A 22,127-nucleotide genomic window follows, 5' to 3' on the forward strand; every position below is an offset into this window, starting at 1 on the left:
CAGGGATCCCCGGAACACCGGGGATCCCTTCAGCCTTTTTGGGCATCAGCCGGTCAGCTTCAACGACCGGAGCTTCGGGTGACGGTCCAGCACGAGGCTGGTGTGGGCGCCGACGCCGAGGTACTTCGCCACGGCGAGCCCCTCGAGGTCGTCCACGTCGCACCGCAGACCGGGGAGGTCGTTGCCGATCCGGAGGGCGCCGGCAGAGTCGTTCCACGACGCCGAACGCCGCCCGAAGGTCGGACGGAAGCCGTTGGGCCGGCCGGCGTAGAAGGTCGTGCCGTCGCCCAGCAGCTCGCTGGCGAAGACACTGCGATGCCAGGTGGTCACCCGCGTGAGAGCCGCGTAGAGCTCGTCGGGCATCAGTGCCGGCAGGTCGCTCATGAGGACCGCGGTCGGCACGACCCGCTTCCTGACCTCCGCGTAGGCCGCACTGATCACCGAACTGACACCCGACGTGTCGACGGCCTCGAGCACCTGCACCTGCAGGTCACCGAACGCCGCGGCAACCTCGGGGTCGCGGGTCACGACGACGACGTCCTCGACCGCGCTGCACCGCACGGCGACGGCAACGGTGTCCAACGCGAAGGCGAGCGCGAGATCGCGCCGTACGACGTCGGGCACGTCCATCCGCGGCAAGGACTCCCCGAGTGGCCCCACGGGGATCAGGACGCGGAACTTCTCCTCCGTCATCGGGCCACCGCCTCGACGGGCACCGGAACGTCCGGCGCCGATCGCGACCAGGCGGGCAGCGTCCGGATCAGCCAGATGTTCGCAAGCGACCAGCCGACCGCCATCACCGTGAACGTGAGGAACTCCCACGAGCGGAAGAAGTCGTCGACGAACCACAGCGCGCCCTGGAAGCCCACGACGATGACGGCGACACATGCGGGCTGCAGCGCCGACTGACCTCGTCGACTGCCGCGGCGCAGCATCAGCGCCGTGCCGAACGGGACGGCCCAGAACGCCGTAATCGGGAACGAGATCAGGTAGAGGTCGTCGTCGATGGACCGCTTGACCAGGATCCACAGCACTCCGATCGCCGCGACGCCCGCCCACACGCCCAGGGCGAAGACCTTCCGCGAGAGGTGCGGTGCCAGCTCGGCGTGCCCATAGCGGACCACCAGCCCGACGAGCGCCAGCTCGATCAGGCTGGTAGCGATCAGGGCGACCCACCAGCCTTTGACCCACCAGTGGTCGTAGGTGTGGAACCACTGGTCGTACTGCAGCACGAAGCCCAGGTCGTGGACGGCGAACCAACCGACCGCCGGCAGGGCACAGGAGTAGGCCCGGTCCTGGTAGGCCGTGCGGAACGACGACACCAGGTAGGTGAAGGTCGCGACCGCCACGACGGCGAAGAACGCGAGGACGACCACCGTGTGGTCGTCGATCGCCGCCAGCGCCGCGCGAGCGTCGTAGGTCATGGGACGCCAGCCCCAGCGAGGGCGCCGGTCGTCGCCCCCTCGTCGGCGGCCTCCCACTCCGGCAGGCTCCGGTAGAGCACCAGCATGAACACCGCGAGGGCCACGCACACGGCACAACCCAGGAGCCACAGCGGCTCGGCGAAGGCGCCACCGATGACGAACGTGGTCAGCGCGATGTAGAAGACCCCGATCCCGAGGTAGGACACGAGCAGCCCGGTCCCGACTCCCCGGCGCGAGCCCCGCCGGACCATGAAGGCGATGGTCGCCGGAGCGCACATGCCGAAGGTCACCAGGAAGGTCATCAGGTAGAGCGAGTCGTCGAGATAGCTGCGTACGACGGCCCAGAAGGTGATGCCGGTCGCCAGGGCCCCGAAGCAGTAGGCGACCCACTGCGGCTGCGTGAGGCCCGGGGCGATCTCGGCACGACCGAAGAGCACGGTCTGGGCGAAGAAGACCAGCTCGAAGGAGAAGGTCACGATCAGCCCGACCCAGAAGAGCTGCGGGAACCAGTGGTCGTACTTCGAGAACCAGTCGTCGAAGTTCAGCAGATAGCTGCCGTCGTGACCGATGAACGCGGTCGTTGCCCACAGCGCCATCGGGGCGCACCGATCCCGCCGAGCCAGGCGCGCGCACTCGTAGAAGTAGTACCAGTTGCAGAGCAGCGCGAGGGCCCCGAGCGCGAGGAACAGCGCCACGTTGTCATCGACCGCAGTCAGGGTCGACCCGACGTCGTACATCTGGTCCTCACTTGTCCGCCGAGGTTTTGTTTTGACACTAAGCGTCTCACAAAATGCCGGACGAACGCCACCCCGTCAACGGGCAGCGGCGCGAGCTCCCCCTCAGATCGGGTCGATCGAGTCGACCCGCCACCCATCGCCATCCTCGGTGACGCCGACGAGCACCCGGTTCTGAGAGACGCGGACAGGCGCGTCCTCGTCCTTGACGGTGGTGCTCGAGACCAGCAGCTGGTCGACGTAGACGAGGCAGAGCACGTGGTCCTTCTCGACGCGTACGACGCCCGCGGCCCGCACCGTCGCCGTCGTGACGGCGTGCTGGGTGCGGGCGAGGTCGGCGGCCGAGCTCTCGAACGTACGGCGGAACTCCTTGCCGAAGTCGTCAGTCATCAGCGCGGTCGCGGCGTCGAGGCCCTTGCGCAACGAGCGGTAGTCGTAGGCCAGGGCGAGCGGGAGCGCTTCGACGGCAACGTCAACGGCCTCCCCCGAGTCACCAGGCACGGAGCCGGGCACGTAGTCGCCGCCGCCCGCATCGCCGAGCTGGGGCGCCTTGTGCGGGAGCTGGGCGGGATCGGGGTCGACGACGAAGAAGGCGACGAGGGCAGCGATGACGAGGCCGAGGAGGATCGGCAGCACGAGGCGAGGAAGCGGTCGCACGTCAGCCCACCTGCTCGAGCCGGGAGACCAGCCAGTGCCCGCCGACCTTCGAGAGGACGACGCGGGTGCGGTAGCGGGTGTCGTCGATCGCCTCGCCGCCGCTCTCGGTGTGGACGTCGACGGCGACCAGGACCCACGCCTCACGATCGGTGAAGTACTCGACCGCGGTGCCGCTCTCCGGCACGCTCGCGCTGAGCACCAGCTTCTTGCTGGCCACCGCCCTGCGCAGAGCCGCGGACTGCTTCTCGTACTGCGCCTCGAAGTCGCCCGTCGCCATCGCGAGCATCGCCTCGATGTCGTCGTCGAGAGAGCGGTGGTCGAGGGTGAAGAACTGCTCTGCGGCGTGCTCGCCCACGTCGACCGGCGCGTCGGTCAAACCCGGCGGCTCGTCGCCCTGCGCATGTTGGACGGTGAGCACGACCAGCACCACCAGCGCCACGACGAGCACCAGCGCCACCGCCCACTGCACCACCGGCCCCTTGGCGAGCTCGACCTTCAACGGGGCCTCGTCCTTCTCGATGACGGGCTCGTTCTCCGGCTCGGTGTCCACGGTCACGAATCCTCCAGCAGGCTGGTCAGCAGCCAGGCGAGGCCCGCCGGACCCTGCGGCGGCCGCTTCCCACGGACCCCGCTGATCCGCGTCGCGGCGTCGCCGTCGGTGAGCAGACCGGTCGACGGGTCGTAGAGCGCCAGGGGCGGTGCCTCCCGAAGGTCAGATCCCGGCCCCGGCCGGGCGTACGCCGGCGTGGTGACGTTCTGCGCACCGCGCACGTTGGGCGAGACCTTGTCGGTGGGCGGCGACGCGCAGTGCGCCCGCAGGTTGGGCTCCTCGGCCAGGGTCTGTGCCGGACCGCCGTCCTCCGCGACACCGTCGGGCCGGAAGCGCCGGGTGTCCTGGTAGCCCTCGGTGCAGGAGAGGTAGGGGATGCCGGCGAGCTTGTCGAGCTGCTGGGACAGGTGGAGCGTGTAGATCGGCTCGCCGTTGTCGTCGTAGTGGCAGGTGCTCGCCTCGACCTCGCCGGTCTGCGCGTCGTAGTCGTCGCAGTAGCGCGCACTGTTGACCTGGTTCTCCAGGATCCAGGGGAAGACGACGAGCGTCTTGCGCAGCCCGGGGATCCGCTGCGCGGCGACCTCGGTCACCGCGACCAGGTTGCCCAACAGCACCGGCAGGACCGGCTGGCTGTCGGCGAGCAGGTTGGTCACTCCGGTCGACGCCCGCAGGCCGGTGTCGTAGAGGCTGAGCAGCGTCGGGTCGAGGTCGCGCAGCCGGTCGAGGAGCCCGGCGAGCTGCTCGGCCCACTGCCGCGTCTCCGGCCCGAGCTCGACCTGGGTGCCGAGCACCAGCCGGGCGTCACGGATCAGTGACGTCAGGTCCTCGACGTTGCTCAAGGTGCTCGACGCGAGGCGCTGGCCGCCGTCGATGAGTCGGCGCACGCTCGGCGCGATGCCGTTGAGCGCGGCCTCGCTCTCGGTGAGCAATGTCGATAGGTCGCGCAAGGGGAGCGACCGGGCGAGCGCGTCGAGGTGGCCGAGCAAGCTCTCGAGCCGGATCGGCGAGGTGGTGTCCGCGAGTGGGATCACGTCGCCGTCCTCGAGCGGCGGTGCCTCCGAGCGCGGCGTCAGCGCGACGTAGCCCTCACCGATCGCCGACTTCGCGGCCACGGCGCCCGCGACGTCGCTGGGGATCTCGACGTCGTGGTCGATCAGCATCACGACCGTCGTGCCCGATCCGGGTCCCGGCTTGAGCTCGTCGACGCGGCCAACGCGGGTGCCGAGCAGCTCGACGTCGGCCCGCGGGTAGAGACCGCCCGGATCGGAGACCTGCATCTCGACGCGGTACGGCGGATGGACGATCTCACCGACGCCGAGATAGCGGGTGGCGCCGTAGTAGAGGACGCACGCGGTGATCATGGCGAAGGCGACCAGCTGGATCTTGACCTGACGGGAGATCAACGCGCACCACCCGTCAGCAGGTCGGCCAACGTCTCGGGGAGGTCGTTCGACGAGCTGCCGTCGACCTCCTCGGGTCCGTGCTTCCCGCCACCGAGCGGCAGCTGGAGGTCGGGCAGCAGGTCGAGCAGCTCGTCCAGGGACAGGTCCGACAGGTCGGGCAGGCCGGGGATCAGCGAAGGGTCGTCGGAGGTCGTCGGGTCGTCGCCCTGGACCGGCAGCTCGGGCAGCTGGGGCGCCTGGGTGCCGAGGAGGTGGTTGAGCGAGTCGAGGTCGAGGGTGAACGTCGCGAACATGCCCGCGTAGTCACCCTTGGTGACGTATTTCGTGTAGCTCGGGAACGGGAAGGTGACGATGTATTCGAGTGCCTTGGCCAGCCGGTGCTTGGAGGCGGCGAGGTCCTCGAGGACGGGCGCGAGGAGCTCGAGGTCTCTGACCGTGGCGGCCTTGGTGTCGCGGATCAGTGGCAGGGCGACGTCGGAGAGGTCGCCGAGCGCGTCGAGCGTGCGGACCAGCCGGGGCCGCTGACGATCAAGGGCGGCCAGGCCGTCCGGGATCGAGTCGAGCGCCGAGGCGATCACGTCGCGCTGGTCACCGAGGACCGCGCTGAGCCGGTCGATCGCGTCAAGAGCGGCGACGATCTCGGAGCGGTGGTCCGACAGCGTGCCGACGAGGGTGGCGAACCGACGGGTCGTGCCGCCGAGGTCGGACCCGCTCAGCGCCGTGGTCAGCTCCTGGCTGATGGTGTCGATGTTGCCCAGCCCGCCGCCGTTGAGGACGGCGGACAGTGCGCCGAGGACGACCTCGACGTTGGGGACCACGTGGGAATCGGCCTCGTCGAGCATCGCGCCGTGCTCGAGCGTGCCCGTCGGCTTCTCGCCGGCAGGCGGGTCGAGCGCCACGAACCGCTCACCGAGCAGGCTGGTCTCGCGCAGGGTCGCAACAGCGTTGGCGGCGAGCTCGACCTCCGGATCGATGCGGCACACCACCTCGACCTTGAGGTCGTCGCGCATCTCGATCGACTCGACGCTGCCGACGACGACGCTGCCGACCCGGCACGTCTCCTTCGGGACCAGGTTGGTGACGTCGTCGAACACCGCGGTCACGGTGTAGCCGCCGCCGCCAGCGCCACCCGGAAGCGGCAGGCTGGAGGCACCGCGGTAGTCACAGCCGCCGGCAGCCACCAGGGCGGTCAGCGCGAGGGTCGTTCCGACGAGGCGCTTCACGGCAGATCACGTCCGTAGGCATCGACGAGCAGTTGACCCAGGCTGCCGCCGACCGAGGACAAGGCGTCGCAGAAGGGCGCGAGCTGGTTGCCAGCGTCAGCAGGCAGAGCGGCGCAGAAGGCGCCGAACGTGTAGGACAGCTGGACGTCGAGATCCTGGAGGAGAGCGGCGTGCAGGTTCTGCGAACCGGTCCGTCCGTTGATCACGCTGCTGCTCCGGTCGGTCGGGTCCCAGTTGCGCGGCACGTAGGTCTTCATCAGGTTGACGAGGCCGACCGGGGCCAGATCGCTGATCTCCTCGAGCTCGCGCAGGTGGCGGCGCAGCGTCGTACTGACTGAGGTCAGGTCGGCGACGCCGTGCCGCAGGTTGGCGCGGTTGTCGCGAGCGAAGGTCGCGACCCGGCCCAGCGCCCGGTCCAACGTCGTCACCGCCGCCGCCAGGCTGTCGCCCTGCCCGTTGAGCTCGGTCGCCACCGCCACCAGGTTGCGGACCAGGCTGCGGATCGTCGCGTCCGAGCCCGCCAACCGCCGGGTGATGCGGGCGAAGTTGGTGGTGCTGCCGTTGATCGAGTCGCTGCTGCCCGCGATCACGCCGATCGCGTCGGCGAGCTCGCGTACTGTGCGGTTGAGCAGGACGCCGCGACCGCGCAGGTTATCGGCACCGGCCTTGATCAGCCGGGTCAGCGCACCGTTGCGGTTGGCGCCCTTCGGCCCGAGGTCGCTGGAGAGCTGGTCGAGGGCGCGATAGGTGTCCTCGAGCTCGAGCGGTACGCCGGACCGGTCGATGTCGAGATCCGCCCCATCCGCGAGCACCTCTCCACCCGTGTAGGCCGGGGCGAGCTGGATGAACCGGTCTCCGACGACCGACGGCGGCACGATGACGGCGTGCACGTCGGCCGGGAGCTTGACGTCGGGGTCGTAGGAAATCGTGACGCGCACCTGCAGGCCCTCGCGCTCGATGGAGTCGACGCTGCCGACCTTCACACCGAGCACCTTGACCTGGGCGCCCTCGTAGAGGTTGGTGGTGCGCGGGAACATCACGCTCAGGGTGTGCTGGTCCTCGCTCAGCGCGGGCCGCAAGGTGGCCAGGCCGACGAGCACGAGGACGGCGGCGACGGTGACGATCAGGATCTTCTTCACGGCTGCTCCTCGGCCAGTCGCGACGAGATCGCCGGACCCAGTGGCAGGCAGGGCGCGTCACTGCCGTTGACGCCGTTGTTGAGCGCGCTGAGGATCGGGTCGAGGAGACCCCCGGTCGGGTCGGTCGAGTCGTTGGTGCTGCAGAGAGCGAAGCCGCGCGGGAACTTCAACGTCGCGTCGAACCACTGACCCGTGCCGCCCACGTTGGTGAACTCGCGGGCGTAAGGAGCGGCGTAGGTCAGCGCCTTGTCGATGTTGCGCTCGTTGCTCCGCAGCACGCTGAGCACGGAGCGCAGGTCGCGCAGCGCGGGCTCGAGCACACCCTCGTTGTCGTCGACGAGTCCGGCGAGCTGCTCGGCGAGGCCGCGGGTGTCCTGGATGATCGCGCGGATGACGGTGCGCCGCTCGTTGAGGAACGCCAGCACCTGGTCGGACGCGGTGAGGAGCTGACCGAGCTCCTGGTCGCGCTGGGCGACGACGCCGGTCACCCGGTCGGTCTTGTCGAAGAGCTCGGCGATCTGGTCGTCGCGGGTCGTGACGGTGCGAGCCAGTCGCGACAGGCCGTCGAGCGCACCCTGCATCTCAGGGGCGGTGCGTTGGAGGGTGGTGGCCAACGCGTCGAGCGCCTGCGCGACCTGCTTCGTGTCGGTGCGGGCGGTCTGATCGGCCAGTTGGTTGAACGCCGGAACGATGTTGACCGGCGTGGACGTGCGCTCCAGCGGGATGGTCGCGTTGGCGGCGATCGGGTGGTCGCCGGCCGGGGTGACGCTGAGGTAGTGCTGACCGAGCAGCGTCTTGACCTCGATGCCGGCCTCGGTGCGGTCACCGAGGTCGACGCCGGACACGGTGAACTCGACGACGACCTTGTCGCCGTCGAGCTCGAGGGCCTCGACGGTGCCGACCTTGACCCCGGCGATCCGGACCTCCTCGCCCGCCACCAGGCCCGAGGCGTCGGTGAACTCCGCTCGGTAGGTCGTGCTGTCGTCGATGAACGGCAGGCGGTGCCAGTTGGCGGCAGCGACGAGCAGGCCGGCGACCAGCAGCAGACCGCACAGCGCGATCGGCACGGGGTTGCGCTCGGTCCAGGCGATGCGCCCGTGGCGGCGGCTCACGGCTGGTCCTCCGGCCGGGCGTCCGCGCCGGCACAGACGCTGTTGGACTCGTTGGCCGCGATCCCGGGCGTGCCGAGGTAGATCGTGTCGCCGAGCAGCTTGACCCGGATCTCGGCGCCGCAGACGTAGAAGTTGAACCACGAGCCGTAGGAGCCGGTGCGCGCCATCAACCGCAGCTTGCGCGGGATCTCGCGCAGCGAGTCAGCGAGCACACCCTTGTCGAGGTCGAGCTGTCGTGCCACGGCACGCAGACCCCGCACCGTGCGGGCGAGCGGCGGGCGCACGTCGCGGATCAGGTCGGTCGTGCCCTCGAGCAGGTCGGCCAGACGCGGGAGCTGGACGGCGATCGCGTCGCGGTTGTCCGACAGCCCCATCATCAAGTCGCGGAACTGCACGATGAGCGCCGACAGCTCCTGGTCGCGGGTGTCGACGGTGCCGAGGACGTCGTTGAGGTTGGTGACGACCCGACCGATGACCTGGTCCTTGTCGGCGAGGGTGTTGGTCAGGTCGGCGGTGTCGGCGAGCAGGTTGGCGATGCTGACCGACTCCCCCTGGAAGGCCCGCACGATCTCGAAGGCGAGCGTGTTGGTCTGCTCGGGGTCGAGGGCGCGGAGCAACGGCTGGAAGCCGTTGAAGAGCTCGGTCAGGTTGACCGCCGGGGTGGTCTGCTCGATCGGGAACGTGCCGCCGTCCTCCATCGGGTCGCCGTCGTCGGTCGACTCCTCGATCGCGAGGTAGCGCTGGCCGACGATGTTCTCGTAGCGCAGCTCGAGACGGGCGCCCTCCAGGACGGGGATCTCCTCGCGGACCTTGAACTCGATGAGCGCCACCCGTCGACCGCCGTCGGCGGCGACCAGCTCGACGTCCTGGACGGTGCCGACCTCCATGCCCGACAACCGGACCCGGTCGCCGTGCAGCACGCCGGTCGCGTCGGAGAAGCGGGCGTAGTAGGTCTTGGTCGAGGTGAAGGAGATGTTGCCGATCAGGGTGGCCAGCACGCCGATGAGCACCAGGGTGACGCTGACGAAGACCGCCATCTTCCAGGCCGAGGACGGGATGCGGCTGCGCGTGCCGGGCCGGCTCATCGGACCTCCACCTGACCCTGGGTCAGCGGCACCATCAGCAGCGAGGCGTAGCCAGGGAGGTCCTCGACGGCGACGCCCAGCGCTGATGCGGCGAGCGCCTCGGCCAGCGCCTCCCGCGGCGGGCGAGCCGGGTTGCTCCGCGGGCTCGGCTCGTCGCCGGTCTCGCCGGCGTCGAAGGTCTGTGCATAAGGCTGCTGGGAGTACGGCGCGGGCGTGTCCCCCAGCGCCGCGACCCGGTCCGGGAGCACGGGGCAGTGCGGAGCCCAGCCCGGGATCGCGTCGGGGAGATTGGTCAGGTAGGCGTCGCTGCTCGGGTTGGACGGCAGGTCGTCGGGATACACGTAGGCGGGCTGGTCGACGATCATGTCGACTGTCAGCGCGATGTAGGGACCGCGCACACCCGACGCGAGGTTGGCCAGCTTGTTGCCGGCCTCGAGTGCGCGCAGGATGCACGGCACCTCGCTGGAGTACTGCGCCAGCACCTCGAGCACCGGGCCGGACCGGCCGACCAGCCGCACCAGGTCGTCGCGGTTCTGGCGCAGCACCTGCTCGGTCGTCCTCGACGTGCCGACGACGGCGTCGAGGAGCGCGGCGAGGTCGGCCTCGTGGGGCACCAGGTCGTTGCGGGAGATCGCCGCGGCGTCGTCGAGGATGCCGAGCAGGTCGGGACCGGCGTCGGCGTAGATGTCGGCGGTCCCGGCGAGGAGTCGCACGTCGTCGACCAGGTCGCCGTACGCCGGCTCCAGCCGGGTCAGCAGGGTCTGGGTCGTGTTGAGGGTGGTGGCGATGTCGTCGCCGCGGCCGTCGAGAGCGTCGGCGAGCGAGCCGAGCACCGCCGCGACGCGCTGTGGCTGCAGGGTCTGGAGCACCGGCACCAGCCGGTCGAAGATCTCGCCCAGCTCGACCGACGTGGTCGACTGCGCGATGGTCGAGCCGTCCTCGAGCTTGTCGCCCCCGCCACCCTTCGGGGCCCGCAGGTCGACGAACTTGTCGCCGAAGAGCGTCTTCGGGACGACCAGCGCGTCGACGTCAGCCGGGATGGTGCCGATCAGGTCGGGGTCGAGCGCCAGCGTGACGGTCGCGGTCTTGCCGTCCGTCGTCACCTCGCGGACCTCACCGACTCGCTGCCCCTGGAACTTCACGTCGGACTGCGCCTGCAGGCCGAGCCCGACCTGCTGGGTCTGGAAGGTGACCTCGTCGGCGGTCTGCCACGGCATCGACTTGTTGTAGACGCCGATGCTGAGCAGCACGAGCAGCCCGACGACGGCGAGGTAGCCGATCCCGAGGAGCGGCCGGGCGTGCGGGCGCGCGGTCATCCGGCGATCCGCACTGTCGTCGTCGATCCCCACAGGGCGAGGCTGATGAAGAAGTCCGACACGACGATGAGGACGGTCGCCATCCGCACCGCGCGGCCGACGGCCACCCCGACGCCGGCGGGACCGCCGCTGGCGCTGAAGCCGTAGTGGCAGCAGACCAGCGTCAGGATGACGGCGAAGACAAGCACCTTGCCGAACGAGTAGAGGATGTCGATCGGTGGCAGGAACAGCGTGAAGTAGTGGTCATAGGTGCCCCCGGTCAGCCCGTAGTAGTGGATCGACACGGCCTCGGTCGCGGCGTAGGTGCCGATGAGGCCGACCAGGTAGAGCGGGATGATCGCGATGAAGGCGGCGACGATCCGGGTGCTCACCAGATAGGGGATCGACGGGATCGCCATCACCTCGACGGCGTCGATCTCCTCGCTGATCCGCATCGCGCCGAGCTGCGCGGTGAAGCCCGCGCCGACGGTGGCCACCAGCGCGTTGGCCGCCACCAGCGGAGCGACCTCGCGGGTATTGAAGTAGGCGGAGAGGAAGCCGACGTACGGCTCGATCCCGACCTGACGCAGCCCCTGGTAGCCGACCAGGCCGACCACGCTGCCGACGGCCAGCACCTCGAAGACGATGATGCCGAGCGTGCCCGCCACCAGCACGAGGGCGCCGCGGCCGAGGCTGACCTCGGCGAGCAGGCGGAGCACTTCCTTGCGGTAGTGCACGACCGCCCGCGGGGTGCCGCGCAGGCTGCGCCCGTAGAACGCAACCTGGTCGCCCATGCCCGACAGGGCGTCGTAGGTCGCCTTGTAGGCGCGGCGGGGCGCGGTGCGAGCGGCGGTCAGCGGGGCCATCGGTCAGAGGCCCTTCGGGGGGACGATCTGGAAGTAGACCGCGGTGATGATCGTGTTGGCGATGAAGAGCAGCACGAAGGAGACGACGACCGACTGGTTCACGCCGTCGCCGACGCCGCGCGGCCCGCCCTTGGCGTTGACGCCCTGGTAGGCGGCGACGATGCCCGCGATCAACCCGAAGACGAAGGCCTTGAGCTCACCGACCCAGAGGTCGGGCAGCTGCGCGAGAGCAGTGAACGCGCTGACGTAGGCGCCGGGCGAGCCGCCTTGGACGAGCACGTTGAAGGAGTAGGCACCGGCGGTGCCGACCGCGGTGGCCACGGCATTGAGGAGTACGGCGACCCCGGCCATCGCGAGCACCCGGGGCACCACGAGCCGCTGGATCGGCGAGATGCCGAGGACCTGGAGGGCGTCGAGCTCCTCGCGGATCTTGCGGGAACCGAGGTCCGCCGCGACCGCCGTGCCGGCCGCTCCGGCGACGATCACGACCGTCGCCACCGGCGCCGCCTGCTGCACGATGCCGGTCACCGCAGCCGCGCCGGTGAAGGACCGGGCGCCGAGCTGGTTGAAGAGCGAGCCGATCTGGAGCGAGAGGACCGCGCCGAACGGGATGGTGATCGCCATCGCCGGGAGCAGCGAGACCCGGGTGACGAACCACGCCTGGTCGCTCAGTTCGCGCCACTGGAACGGCCGCGTGAACATCGCCCGAAAGACCTCGAGCGCGAAGGCGAACAGGTTGCCGACCGGGACCAAAGGGCGCGTGAGCCGTGCGGTGACGGTCTGGCTCACGGGCTCTCCTCGATGGCCGGCACAGGCTGCGAAGGACTGTTGACGACTTGCCAACATCTGCGGTTGCCGAAGGTTACGGCGATGATCGATTAATTGGCAACCTGCCAATATCGCGGCCGATGTGAAAAGATCACGCCATGTCCGAGTCCGCCGCCATCGCAGTCGCACCCGGCCGTCGACGGGTGCGGCTCCCCCCTGACGAGCGGCGCGAGCTCATCGTCCAGAGCGCGACCCGCCTGTTCCGCCAACGGCCCTACTCCGAGGTGTCGACCGTCGACATCGCCCGCGAGGCCGGGATCGCGCGCGGCCTGCTCAACCACTACTTCACCGACAAGCGCGGCCTCTACCTCGAGGTCGTACGACGTCTGGTGCTGCTCCCCGAGCTCGAGGACATCCCCGGCGCGGTCGCCGGCACCCAGCGCGAGCAGGTCGATGCCGCCGTCCGATGGTTCCTCGACTCGGTCGAGCCACAGGCGGCGTCCTACCTCACGATCCTCGGCAGCGAGGGCGTCGCCACCGACGACGACGTCGCCGCGATCCTCGACGAGGCCGACGACCTCGCCGCCCGCCGCGTGCTCCAGCTCGTCGGGCTCGACGAGGGCAACGAGCTGTCCCGCGCGATGGTCCGCTGCTACGGCGGACTGGCGAAGTCCGCCGTACGGGAGTGGAGCCGCCGCGGCACCATGACCCGCGAGCAGGCACACTCCATGCTGCGCGACGTGCTGCTCTTCATGACCGCCGAGGTTCTGACCTAGCCCGGTCCCGCGCGTCGACCGCTACGCCGAACGGCGCTCGGCGAGGAGGCCCGCCAGGATCCGCATGTGCTCGACCTTGTCGGCATCGTCGGGCGCGACGGGCGAGGTGAGGAGCGTGCGCACGCCGCCGGCGTACAGGGCATCGAGCTTGACCCGCAGCTGGTCCTCGTCGCCGAAGAGGGCGACGGCGTCGACGAGGTCCTGCGGTACGGCGGCGGCGGCCTCCGCCTTGCGCCCGGACAGGTAGAGGTCCTGGATGTCCTTGGCCTCGGTCTCGTAGCCGTAGCGGCAGGCGAGCTGGTTGTAGAAGTTCTTGTCGCGCGCACCCATGCCACCGATGTAGAGGGCGAGCTGGTTGCGCACCGCGGCGACCGCCTCCGGCGCCGGCTCACCGACGCTGAAGGGGATCTGCAGCTGGATGTCGAGCTCGCCGAGCTCGGGAGCCCGCTTCGAGAAGCCCTCCTCGAGCGCATCGCCCCAGGCCTGGGCGGCCTTCTCGGGGTGGAAGAAGAGGGGCTGCCAGCCCTGCGAGATCTCGGCGACGAGCGCGACGTTCTTCTCGCCGAGCGCGGCGATGGAGACCGGGATGTCGCTGCGGACCGGGTGGTTGATCAGCTTGAGCGGCTTGCCCAGACCGGTGCCGCCGTCCTCCTTGGTCAGCGGCGCCTTGTAGTACTGGCCCGCATGGTCGAGCACCTCGCGCTTCCAGATCTTGCGGCAGATCTCGACGACCTCGCGGGTGCGACCGATGGGGGCGTCGTACTTCACGCCATGGAAGCCCTCGACGACCTGGGGCCCGGAGGCGCCGAGGCCGAGGGTGAACCGACCGTTGGAGACGTGGTCGAGCCCGGCGGCGGTCATCGCCAGCAGGGCGGGCGTGCGCGAGTAGACCTGCAGGATGGCCGACATGATCTCGAGGCGCTCGGTCTTCGCCGCGATGTAGCCGAGCTGGCTGACGGCATCGAACGAGTAGGCCTCGGGGATCCCGACGAGCTCGAGGCCCGCCTGCTCGTAGGCCACGAGGAGGTCGACCGTCTCGGCGAACTCTCCGGCGTAGTTGATGATCATGCCCAGCTTCATCGGTGCGCTCATGGACCGATCGTGAGGCATCTATGCAACTAGTTGCAAGACTGGGTTGCGCACGTCACAGGCTGCGCCGCTCGATCATGAGCTCGGCACACCGCTCCCCGATCATGATCGAGGGCGCGTTGGTATTGCCGCCGGTGATCGACGGCATGACCGAGGCGTCCGCTACCCGCAGCCCGTCGACGCCGAGCACGCGCAGCTGCGGATCGACGACCGCCCGCTCGTCGGAGCCCATCCGGCAGGTGCCCACCGGGTGGTAGACGGAGTGCACGATGTTGGGGAGGATCCGCCGGATCGCTTCGGGTGTCGCATAGTCGGCCCCCGGCACGACCTCGCCCGTGCTGTCGCCGAGACCCGTGAGCACCTCGCGGGTCCGAGCGATCCCCTCGAGCAGGACGTCGGTGTCGCTCGCAGCCGTCAGATAACCCGGGTCGATCAGCGGCGCGAGCATCGGGTCCGACCCGGCCAGGCGCACGGTCCCGCGGCTCTCCGGGCGGATCAGGGTCGGCAGCACCGTGAGGCCGGGCTTCGTCGTGGGCGGCCGGACCGCCTTGGCACCGTCTTGGTTGGGGAAGGGATAGATCCAGTAGAGGACGTGCAGCTGCAGGTCGGGGGCGATGCCCGCCTGCGAGGACCGCACGAAGCCGAGCAGGTCGAACTGGGAGCCGGACGCCCACCCGTCCCGACGCATGCGGGCCCGGGCCAGACCGCGGAGGAAGTACGCCGGCGTGGGACGTCGTACGGCGGAGTCCATCTGGTTCGAGATCGGCACGAAGAGGTGGTCGTGCAGGTTGTCACCGACCGGGAGATCGGCCACGACGTCGATGCCGTGCTGACGCAGGTGGGCGGCCGGACCGATGCCCGAGAGCATGAGGAGCTGCGGTGATCCGAACGTGCCGGCGGCGACGATCACCTCGCGACTGGCGCGAATCGTCTGCAGGTCGCCGTCGACGCCTCGCGCCTCGATCCCGCTCGCCCGCCCGCCCTCGATGAGGATCCGGGTGACGTGGGCGCCGGTGAGGATGAGCAGGTTGTCCAGTGGCTGCTCGCGCAGGTAGCCGCGCGCGGCTGACGAACGGTGCCCCGCATCGGCACTGAGCTGAGCCAGACCGACGCCCTCCTGCTCAGGTCCGTTGTAGTCGTCGACCACCGGCACGCCGAGCCGACCGGGAGCCTCCGCGAGGAACGACTCGGCCGCCCCGGTGATGTTGCGCTGGCGTCGTACCTTGATCGGGCCGCCCGCCCCGCGCAGGTCGGTGGCGCCGTCCTCCCAGTCTTCGAGCCGCTTGAAGGAGGGCAAGACGTCGTCGTACGACCAGCCCGTGGCCCCGTCGGCCGCCCAGTCGTCGAAGTCCTGGCGGTGGCCGCGCACCCACAACATGCCGTTGACCGAGCTGGACCCGCCGACCAGCTTGCCGCGCGTCATCGGGATCACGCGATCCAGCGCCGCCGCCTGGGGCACCGACTTGTAGCCCCAGTCGACGAGCTTCTTCAGCTGCGGGGTGGAGAGCAGCACGCTGACCGCGCCGGGGATGTCGACCAGCGACTTCACACCGCGCCCGTCCTCGCGCTTGCCCGCTTCGACCAGCGTGACGCTGGCTCCGCTCTCCGCAAGGCGGCGCGCAACGGCGCAGCCCGCGCTTCCCGCACCGACGACGACGTAATCGCTCGTGACCACTTGCGGATACTAGAACGCGTTCTAACTCGGGTCTACGCGTGCGCGGCGCGAGGCCTGGCCTCAGCCGACGGCACGGAGGGGCGGCGCGTCCTCGTGGGGCACGGGTCGCCCGAGCAGGTAGCCCTGACCGCGATCGCAGCCGAGGCGAGTCAGGTGCGCGCGCTGCTGGTCGGTCTCTACTCCCTCGCCCACGACCTTCAGGCCGATGGCGTGGGCGAGAGTGATCACCGACGCCACGATGGCGTCGCACACCGGGTTGTGCCCGAGCTCGGCGACGAAGGTGCGATCGATCTTGATCTCATCGGCGGGCAGCTGCCGCAGGTGGGACAGCGAGGAGAACCCGGTGCCGAAGTCGTCGAGCGCGACACCGATGCCGAGGGCACGCAGTGCCTCCAGCTGCGCGACCGTCGACTCGATGTCGGTCAAGACGGCCGACTCGGTGACCTCGATGACCAGATCGCCCGGCTCGGCTCCTGCATCTGAGACAGCGCGAGCAACGGTCGCGACTACGTCGGTGCGGAGCAGCTCCGCGGCCGACACGTTGATCGACACCCGTCGCGGCGTGCCCGCGGCCCGCCATTCCGCCGTACGACGGGCAGCCTCACCAGCGACCCACGAGCCGATCTCGAAGATCAGATCGGTGTCCTCGGCGACCGAGAGGAAGGCAGCTGGCGACAAGAGGCCTCGACTCGGGTGCTGCCAGCGAAGGAGCGCCTCCACGCCGGCGGCGCACCCCGTCGCGAGGTCGACCAGTGGTTGATAGTGGAGCACGAGCTCGCCACGTCGTACTGCGTGCCGGAGATCGGCCTCGATCCTGAGTCGCTCGAGGGCCATTGCCTGGAGCTTGTCGTCGAACTCGGCCCACCCGCCCCGGCCGGCATCCTTGGCGCAGTACATCGCCGTGTCGGCCTCGCGGATCAGGTCGTCACCGGTCATGCCGCAACGAGCACGGGCGATGCCGATGGATCCGCCGACGCGCAGCTCGAGACCGTCGATGCGGATCGTGCCTCGCAACACCTCTGACAACGCCTCCACCCCCGGCCGCGGTTCCGGGGTTTGCGGGCAGAGGATGACGAACTCGTCCCCGCCGAACCGGCTGACGATCCAGGTGTCCGGCACAGCCGCCACGATCCGGTGGGCCAGCTCGACGAGGAGCCGGTCACCGACGACGTGGCCATGACTGTCGTTGACCAGCTTGAACCGGTCGAGGTCGATGAACAGGACGACCAGTGGGGCGGCCTCATGGTCCCCGAGGAGCCGGTCGAGCTCATCGGACGCACCGCGGCGATTGAGCAGATCGGTCAACGGATCGTGGCGGGCGTAGTGGCGCAGCCGCTGGACCAGGTCCTCGTGGGAATCGACGAGATCATTGAACGCCCGAGCGACCTCGACGACCTCGGCAGGCCCCGACTCGGGCGCAGGGCGCACCACGCCACCCGATCGCGAGGCAGCGATCGACGCCCCCAGGCGACGGATCGGCCAGGCCAGCCGCCGGTGGAGACCGAGCGCGAGGGCGATCACGAGAGCGACGATCCCGGCGCCGAAACCCAGGAGAGTCCGCCGCTGGTCCCGCGCCGCGCTCGTCGCGACGTTGACGTCGACGCCGGCGAGGATCGTCCAACCGGTCGTCGGCTCGACCACCACCCGCCAGATCCGCTCGACGCCGTCGGGGCCGACCGCGGGCGGCTCCTTCCACGGGACGATGTCTCCCGCAACGTAGGGAGCTCCCGACGTCGACCCGGCGACAAGTCCGGTATCGGGGTCGATGGCCACGACCGCCGTCGCTTCGTCGACACCGGGTGGCAGAGCGAGGTCGGGCACGTCGGTGAAGATCACCACGACCACGGCCCCGACCGGACCGCTCCGACCCGGCACCGGTGCTGCTACGGCGATGGCGGGGTGGCCGGTCGCGGGATCGACGAACACCTCGTTGTCATTGACGGTCACCCCGTCAGCCATCGCCTTGAGATAGGTCGCGGCCGGCACCGTCTCGTCGGGATCCCCCGAGAGCGAGCACACGGTCCGGCCGTCCAGGCCGACGACCACCAGCCGAGCGGCGTCCCGCACGCTGGCCAGCGGAGCGAGAGCGCGATCACAAGCGCCGGGACGGAGCGACCTCAGCGCCGGGTTTGCGGCCAGGTCACCGAGGAGAGGTACGGCGCTCTCGGACAAGGTGCCGAACTCGGGCGCCTCGCTCTCAGCCAGGGCAGAAAGGGCGTCCTCGGCCCGGTCGCGCTCGCTGTCGAACGACGCCGCCGTCACCCAGGTGATGAGCACACCGACGGCCACGAGGCACGCGCCGAAACCGGCGACCACCAGCGACGTGACCGACCAACCCACACGGTTCGGCCTCGTCGCCGTCGGTCGCTCTTTACTGCGCCGATCGGGACGGAGCGTGTTAACGGCGACGGCGTCCTTGCCCATGTCGTCTCACTTCCCCAGGTCCAATCCGTCCAGCCTGAAAGTTCGGCAGACGCCACGGCAGGGCTGAAGGGTGGGTGCTCGGGGGCACAAAGTCCCGTGAGCACTGGTACTACTCGGGTAGCATCCCGGTATGAAGATCAGCGCGAGCCTGCCGGACGAGGACGTCGAGTTCCTCGATCGCTATGCCGCCGATCACGGCGAGTCCCGGTCCGGCGCACTCCATCGCGCGGTCGCGCTCCTCCGTCACCGCGACCTCGGCGACCAGTACGAAGCAGCCTGGGCCAGCGACAACGCCGACGACTGGCACGGCACGTTGCGCGATGGACTGGCAGCCGAGTGAGGCGCGGCGACATCTGGCTCGTCGATCTCGAACCCGTCGTCGGCAGCGAGGCCAACAAGACCCGGCCCTGCGTCCTGGTCTCCAACGACCACGCCAACACACGCGCTGCAGCCCTGGGCCGCGGCACGATCACCGTCGTCCCGATCACCAGCACGCTCGAGCCCGCCCTGGCGTTCCACGTGCTGCTCCCCGCCGAGGAGACCGGCCTCCGGAGCGACTCGAAGGCGCAGGCCGAGCAAGTGCGATCCATCGACGCACGCCGCCTGACCCACCAGACCGGACACTTACCCATCCCGTTGATGAGAGCAGTCGACGCTGCCTTGCGGCTTCACCTCGACCTCAACTGATGCCTTCACCGAAGGCCGAAATCACAACAGCCCGCATCGACCGATGCGGGCTGTTCTGTCTTGAACCGTTTGCGCGCCTGTAGGGATTCGAACCCCAAACCTTCTGATCCGTAGTCAGATGCTCTATCCGTTGAGCTACAGGCGCTAGCTGCCCTTGCGGAGCAACCGGATGAGAATAGCCGAGGCCCGCACCGGATGCCGAATCGCGCCGTTGTGCGAACATGAGGACGTGTTGTCCGGCTACGAGCCCGAGGATCGTGAGCTCTTCGAGCGTGCCGCCATCGAGCTCTACGAGGCGCTGGTCCAGGAGGGCGGTATCGCGCCCGACGACGCCCGCTTTGCCGACGGCACCGACACGAAGGCAGCGCTCGACCTGCTCGCGGAGCTCAACCTGGTCCAGCTCGACCAGCGGGCCACCTTGTGGCGTCCGCTCGAGCCGGCCGGGGTGCAGTCGCGGGTGGTCACTCCCCTCAGCAACGAGGGTGCGCGACTGCTGGACGAGTCGGCGCGCTGGGCCAAGGCGTTCCAGTCGCTCAGCCACACCTGGCGGCGCTCGCCTGTCGCTGAGAGCTCGGGCCCGTTCACCTATCTCCACAACGAGGCGATCAACCCCTATCTGACCGCGCTCGTCGGCGAGGCCGAGGAAGAGCTCCTGACAGCGCAGCCGCAGGCGGGCCGCGACGCGCAGTCGATCGCGACCGCGGCACTCCGCGACACCGAGGCGCTCGACCGCGGCCTGACGATGCGGATCCTCTATCAGCACAGCGCCCGGCGCAGCGCCATCACGCAGAAGTACGTCGCCGCTGTCACCTCACGCGGCGCCGAGGTGCGCACGCTGGACGAGTTCTTCAACCGGATGATCGTCGTGGACCGTCGCGTCGCGGTGATCCCGGCAGCGGACACGCTGGCCACGGCGGTCGTCGTACGCGAACCCGCCGTCGTCGCCTACCTCATCGACGTCTTCGAGCGCGCTTGGGCCCGCGGGCGGTCGTTCGCCGCGTCGGAGGAGTCAGCGGTCAAGGAGATCGCAGCCGAACAGCGGTCCATGACGATCCGGATGCTCATCGCCGGCCACGCCGACGCGGTCAGCGCTAAGCGACTGGGCGTGAGCCCGCGGACCTACGCGGGCTACGTGGCGGACCTGAAGGCGGAGTACGACGCCGACACGCGCTTCCAGCTCGGCTACACGATGGGCAGCACGGGGATCTCGGGCAACGAGCGGTCAGAAGAGAGCGCGGAGAGCGACCAGGCCGAAAAATGACGAACCGACCGCCGTCTCCCCCTCGGCAGTCGGTCGTGCAAACGCTTGATCAGCGAGCGTGGTGGTGATGGCCCGTCGACGTGCGGCACGCGCCGCCGCAGCCCCATCCCGTGTCAGCCCCGGCATGCGCCGACGGCGTGACGACTGCGGTGAGACCCACCGTGGCCACCGTCGCTGCGAACAGCAGCGCAGCCCTTCGTCCGAACTCCCTCATCACTCAGCCCTCCGATTGGTGTCGGGGTCGCACGAGCCCCCATACGACGACAAGTCGTGTAATGCCTACCCAAACATCCGACGGGCCAAACTCGCAATGCCTGGGAATCTTTCTTGTCCTTCGGCGGCACCTCAGGACGGCGTGTTGTTCTCAGATGCGAGAACCCCCGGCGAGCATGCTCACCGGGGGCTGACGCGGAGGCGGAGGGATTTGAACCCTCGATGGGGTTTTAGCCCCAAACCCGCTTAGCAGGCGGGCGCCATAGACCGGACTAGGCGACGCCTCCCTGCCGACCGGAGGCCGATCGGCAGGGAACAGGCTACAAGGCAGCGCCCGGGCCGACCGAATCGGCCCGTCAGCCGACGTTCTGGTCCAGGTGGTCGCGCACATCCCGCGCGAAGTCGTCCTTGTCGACTGCCAGCAGCTGCACCGGAATCGTGGTCGAACGGCCGTCCTTGAGGCGCACCACGACGCACGGCACGTCCTGCGGCTGGGTCGCCACCACGTCCTCGACCTCGCTCCACCGCGCCTCGGCGACCCCCGCCCCACGGACCAGACGGACCCGATAGCCCTGGGCGGTCAGCCGTACGACGCTCACCCGCGAGCGCAGCCACCAGGCGAGCCCGATCAGGCCGAGCACCCCGAGGGCGAGGAGGACGACGAGGACGTCCGGCCCGAGGCCGGCCACCGCGACGGCGACGGTCGCGACGAGGACCACGAGCGCGAAGAGGATGAGGTAGGCACCCACGAACCGGGCCACCACCAAAGGGGCCATCCGGTAGTCGACAGGGGAGGACGGTTCGGCACTGCTCACGGGCGAACTCTAGACTCGGGCACCGGTGGGTCCCGCCTCGGCGTGGTCGACCGAGGAGAGGTGCCGGAGTGGCCGATCGGAACCGCCTTGAAAGCGGTCGTAGGGAGACCTACCGCGGGTTCGAATCCCGCCCTCTCTGCCACAAGTGGTCGCGCTCGGCGGCATCGATCCACAGAAGTCGGTCGCAGAGCACGCCCGCGTCGACCATGAGCTCGGTCGCGGCCTCGTCGATCGACGCGGACCAGGCGAGGGCCTCGGCCACAGGCTCGATGTCGGGGAGCAGCAGGCGGGCGGTCTCGCGTCGTACGTGCAGCTCCTCGCGGGCCGCCAGGACGCCCACGAGCGTCGGCCCGCGCTCCGCATGGAGGCACTCGTGCAGCACTGTGCACCGGCGTTCCTCCCACGTCAGGTTGGCGCGGAGGCTGATGACCTTCTCGTCGAAGAGCGTGAAGCCGGCGTCAGCATCGTCCTCCGGGCTGTGCCAGCGCAGCTCCCAGTCGGTGAGCGTGCGGAGCCGGCGCCAGGGATGGATCACGCCGGCAGGTTAGGCGGAGGGACCGGCACTACTTCCCAGCAGAGGGCTTGCGCGCCGCGCGTTTCTGTACGGCGGGTGCCGCCGCCTTGCGGCCCCGGCGCTGGTCGAGGTCGCCGCCCCTGCGCTTGCGCTCGAAGGCCTCGAGGTGCGCTGCCCAGTCACGGGTGTCGATGCCGAGGGCGATCGCGATCCGCACCAGCTGGCTGACGTGCACCAGGCGCGGCTCGGCCGTCGGCGACAACATGTTGGCCAGCGTGCTGCGCGGGATGCCCGACGCCTCGGAGAGCTGGTGCTGCGTCATCGACGCCTCGGCGAACGCCGCCCGCACCAGGTGGATGGCGGCGACGTTGATCGGTTCGGATGCGTGCTCTTTCTGACCCACAATGCGACCGTATC

General features: G+C 69.6%; 24 protein-coding genes and 3 tRNA genes. 5 read left to right on the forward strand and 22 right to left on the reverse strand.

Annotation, left to right across the window (positions count from 1 at the left end):
• Positions 1-45 precede the first annotated feature (45 nt).
• The 13 genes from F0U44_RS06505 to F0U44_RS06565 form a co-directional block, all read right to left on the reverse strand.
• Entirely contained in the window at positions 46-693 is a 648-nt protein-coding gene (locus tag F0U44_RS06505; RefSeq protein WP_149727374.1) for a glycosyltransferase family protein, read from the reverse strand.
• On the reverse strand, positions 690-1,424 hold the full coding sequence (locus F0U44_RS06510) for a hypothetical protein (protein ID WP_149727375.1): 735 nt from the start codon (positions 1,422-1,424) through the stop codon (positions 690-692). Before F0U44_RS06510 ends, F0U44_RS06505 begins: the two co-directional genes overlap by 4 nt.
• Entirely contained in the window at positions 1,421-2,161 is a 741-nt protein-coding gene (locus F0U44_RS06515; protein ID WP_149727376.1) for a hypothetical protein, read from the reverse strand. Before F0U44_RS06515 ends, F0U44_RS06510 begins: the two co-directional genes overlap by 4 nt.
• Positions 2,162-2,263: 102 nt before the next feature.
• A complete protein-coding gene (locus F0U44_RS06520) occupies positions 2,264-2,815 on the reverse strand; it encodes a hypothetical protein (RefSeq protein ID WP_149727377.1) in 552 nt (183 codons plus the stop codon).
• A gap of 1 nt (position 2,816) precedes the next feature.
• A complete protein-coding gene (locus F0U44_RS06525) occupies positions 2,817-3,365 on the reverse strand; it encodes an Rv1363c family protein (RefSeq protein WP_149727378.1) in 549 nt (182 codons plus the stop codon).
• Positions 3,366-3,367: 2 nt separating this feature from the next.
• The gene (locus F0U44_RS06530) at positions 3,368-4,768 is read right to left on the reverse strand and encodes an MCE family protein (protein ID WP_149727379.1); all 1,401 of its coding nucleotides are present in this window, start codon (positions 4,766-4,768) and stop codon (positions 3,368-3,370) included.
• Positions 4,765-5,991, reverse strand: coding sequence for an MCE family protein (locus tag F0U44_RS06535; protein ID WP_149727380.1), 1,227 nt, complete (start codon positions 5,989-5,991; stop codon positions 4,765-4,767). Before F0U44_RS06535 ends, F0U44_RS06530 begins: the two co-directional genes overlap by 4 nt.
• Entirely contained in the window at positions 5,988-7,130 is a 1,143-nt protein-coding gene (locus tag F0U44_RS06540) for an MCE family protein (protein ID WP_188113347.1), read from the reverse strand. Before F0U44_RS06540 ends, F0U44_RS06535 begins: the two co-directional genes overlap by 4 nt.
• The gene (locus F0U44_RS06545; RefSeq protein ID WP_188113348.1) at positions 7,127-8,242 is read right to left on the reverse strand and encodes an MCE family protein; all 1,116 of its coding nucleotides are present in this window, start codon (positions 8,240-8,242) and stop codon (positions 7,127-7,129) included. Before F0U44_RS06545 ends, F0U44_RS06540 begins: the two co-directional genes overlap by 4 nt.
• Positions 8,239-9,327, reverse strand: a complete 1,089-nt coding sequence (locus F0U44_RS06550) for an MCE family protein (protein WP_149727383.1) — start codon at positions 9,325-9,327, stop codon at positions 8,239-8,241. The genes F0U44_RS06545 and F0U44_RS06550 overlap by 4 nt, the downstream gene beginning before the upstream one ends.
• Positions 9,324-10,676 carry an MCE family protein gene (locus F0U44_RS06555; protein ID WP_188113349.1) on the reverse strand — a complete coding sequence of 451 codons (1,353 nt, stop codon included), beginning with the start codon at positions 10,674-10,676 and terminating at the stop codon, positions 9,324-9,326. The genes F0U44_RS06550 and F0U44_RS06555 overlap by 4 nt, the downstream gene beginning before the upstream one ends.
• Positions 10,640-11,488 carry an MlaE family ABC transporter permease gene (locus tag F0U44_RS06560; protein ID WP_149727385.1) on the reverse strand — a complete coding sequence of 283 codons (849 nt, stop codon included), beginning with the start codon at positions 11,486-11,488 and terminating at the stop codon, positions 10,640-10,642. Before F0U44_RS06560 ends, F0U44_RS06555 begins: the two co-directional genes overlap by 37 nt.
• Before the next feature lie 3 nt (positions 11,489-11,491).
• Positions 11,492-12,277, reverse strand: coding sequence for an MlaE family ABC transporter permease (locus F0U44_RS06565; RefSeq protein WP_246160323.1), 786 nt, complete (start codon positions 12,275-12,277; stop codon positions 11,492-11,494).
• 137 nt (positions 12,278-12,414) lie between these two features.
• Here F0U44_RS06565 and F0U44_RS06570 point away from each other — a divergent pair, with 137 nt between their 5' ends.
• Positions 12,415-13,032 carry a TetR/AcrR family transcriptional regulator gene (locus tag F0U44_RS06570; protein ID WP_149727387.1) on the forward strand — a complete coding sequence of 206 codons (618 nt, stop codon included), beginning with the start codon at positions 12,415-12,417 and terminating at the stop codon, positions 13,030-13,032.
• Between the two features lie 21 nt (positions 13,033-13,053).
• On the opposite strand, the gene F0U44_RS06575 is transcribed toward F0U44_RS06570, so the two are convergent.
• From F0U44_RS06575 to F0U44_RS06585, 3 genes are read right to left on the reverse strand one after another with little or no spacing between them, the layout of a single operon-like run.
• A complete protein-coding gene (locus F0U44_RS06575; protein ID WP_246160325.1) occupies positions 13,054-14,124 on the reverse strand; it encodes an LLM class F420-dependent oxidoreductase in 1,071 nt (356 codons plus the stop codon).
• 52 nt (positions 14,125-14,176) lie between these two features.
• Positions 14,177-15,796, reverse strand: a complete 1,620-nt coding sequence (locus F0U44_RS06580) for a GMC family oxidoreductase (protein WP_149727388.1) — start codon at positions 15,794-15,796, stop codon at positions 14,177-14,179.
• Between the two features lie 60 nt (positions 15,797-15,856).
• Positions 15,857-18,136, reverse strand: coding sequence for a bifunctional diguanylate cyclase/phosphodiesterase (locus F0U44_RS06585; protein ID WP_149727389.1), 2,280 nt, complete (start codon positions 18,134-18,136; stop codon positions 15,857-15,859).
• Positions 18,137-18,350: 214 nt separating this feature from the next.
• On the opposite strand from F0U44_RS06585, the gene F0U44_RS06590 reads away from it, so the two are divergent.
• On the forward strand, positions 18,351-18,560 hold the full coding sequence (locus F0U44_RS06590; RefSeq protein ID WP_149727390.1) for an antitoxin: 210 nt from the start codon (positions 18,351-18,353) through the stop codon (positions 18,558-18,560).
• Positions 18,557-18,907 (forward strand): type II toxin-antitoxin system PemK/MazF family toxin, encoded by a 351-nt coding sequence (locus F0U44_RS06595; protein WP_149727391.1) that lies wholly within the window; start codon positions 18,557-18,559, stop codon positions 18,905-18,907. Before F0U44_RS06590 ends, F0U44_RS06595 begins: the two co-directional genes overlap by 4 nt.
• Positions 18,908-18,979: 72 nt before the next feature.
• Here the strand turns inward: F0U44_RS06595 and F0U44_RS06600 are convergent.
• Positions 18,980-19,052 (reverse strand) — tRNA-Arg (locus F0U44_RS06600).
• A gap of 84 nt (positions 19,053-19,136) precedes the next feature.
• Between F0U44_RS06600 and F0U44_RS06605 the strand changes: the two genes are divergently transcribed.
• On the forward strand, positions 19,137-20,168 hold the full coding sequence (locus tag F0U44_RS06605; protein WP_246160326.1) for a LuxR family transcriptional regulator: 1,032 nt from the start codon (positions 19,137-19,139) through the stop codon (positions 20,166-20,168).
• Positions 20,169-20,217: 49 nt separating this feature from the next.
• Here the strand turns inward: F0U44_RS06605 and F0U44_RS22940 are convergent, their stop codons facing one another.
• The 3 genes from F0U44_RS22940 to F0U44_RS06615 all read right to left on the reverse strand — a co-directional run bounded on the left by F0U44_RS22940 (position 20,218) and on the right by F0U44_RS06615 (position 21,196).
• Positions 20,218-20,382 (reverse strand): hypothetical protein, encoded by a 165-nt coding sequence (locus F0U44_RS22940; protein ID WP_188113350.1) that lies wholly within the window; start codon positions 20,380-20,382, stop codon positions 20,218-20,220.
• Between the two features lie 195 nt (positions 20,383-20,577).
• Positions 20,578-20,668: transfer RNA gene (locus F0U44_RS06610), tRNA-Ser, on the reverse strand.
• Between the two features lie 69 nt (positions 20,669-20,737).
• Entirely contained in the window at positions 20,738-21,196 is a 459-nt protein-coding gene (locus F0U44_RS06615; RefSeq protein ID WP_149727392.1) for a hypothetical protein, read from the reverse strand.
• Between the two features lie 54 nt (positions 21,197-21,250).
• Here F0U44_RS06615 and F0U44_RS06620 point away from each other — a divergent pair.
• A tRNA-Ser gene (locus F0U44_RS06620) sits at positions 21,251-21,338 on the forward strand.
• Here the strand turns inward: F0U44_RS06620 and F0U44_RS06625 are convergent.
• Together F0U44_RS06625 and F0U44_RS06630 are read right to left on the reverse strand one after the other, a co-directional pair.
• The gene (locus F0U44_RS06625; protein WP_149727393.1) at positions 21,306-21,731 is read right to left on the reverse strand and encodes an ImmA/IrrE family metallo-endopeptidase; all 426 of its coding nucleotides are present in this window, start codon (positions 21,729-21,731) and stop codon (positions 21,306-21,308) included. The two genes, F0U44_RS06620 and F0U44_RS06625, sit on opposite strands and share 33 nt — an antisense overlap.
• A 28-nt stretch (positions 21,732-21,759) precedes the next feature.
• The gene (locus F0U44_RS06630; protein WP_149727394.1) at positions 21,760-22,113 is read right to left on the reverse strand and encodes a helix-turn-helix domain-containing protein; all 354 of its coding nucleotides are present in this window, start codon (positions 22,111-22,113) and stop codon (positions 21,760-21,762) included.
• Positions 22,114-22,127 lie beyond the last annotated feature (14 nt).

This window comes from Nocardioides humilatus, from assembly GCF_008373755.1.
In the GTDB taxonomy this organism is placed as follows: domain Bacteria; phylum Actinomycetota; class Actinomycetes; order Propionibacteriales; family Nocardioidaceae; genus Nocardioides; species Nocardioides humilatus.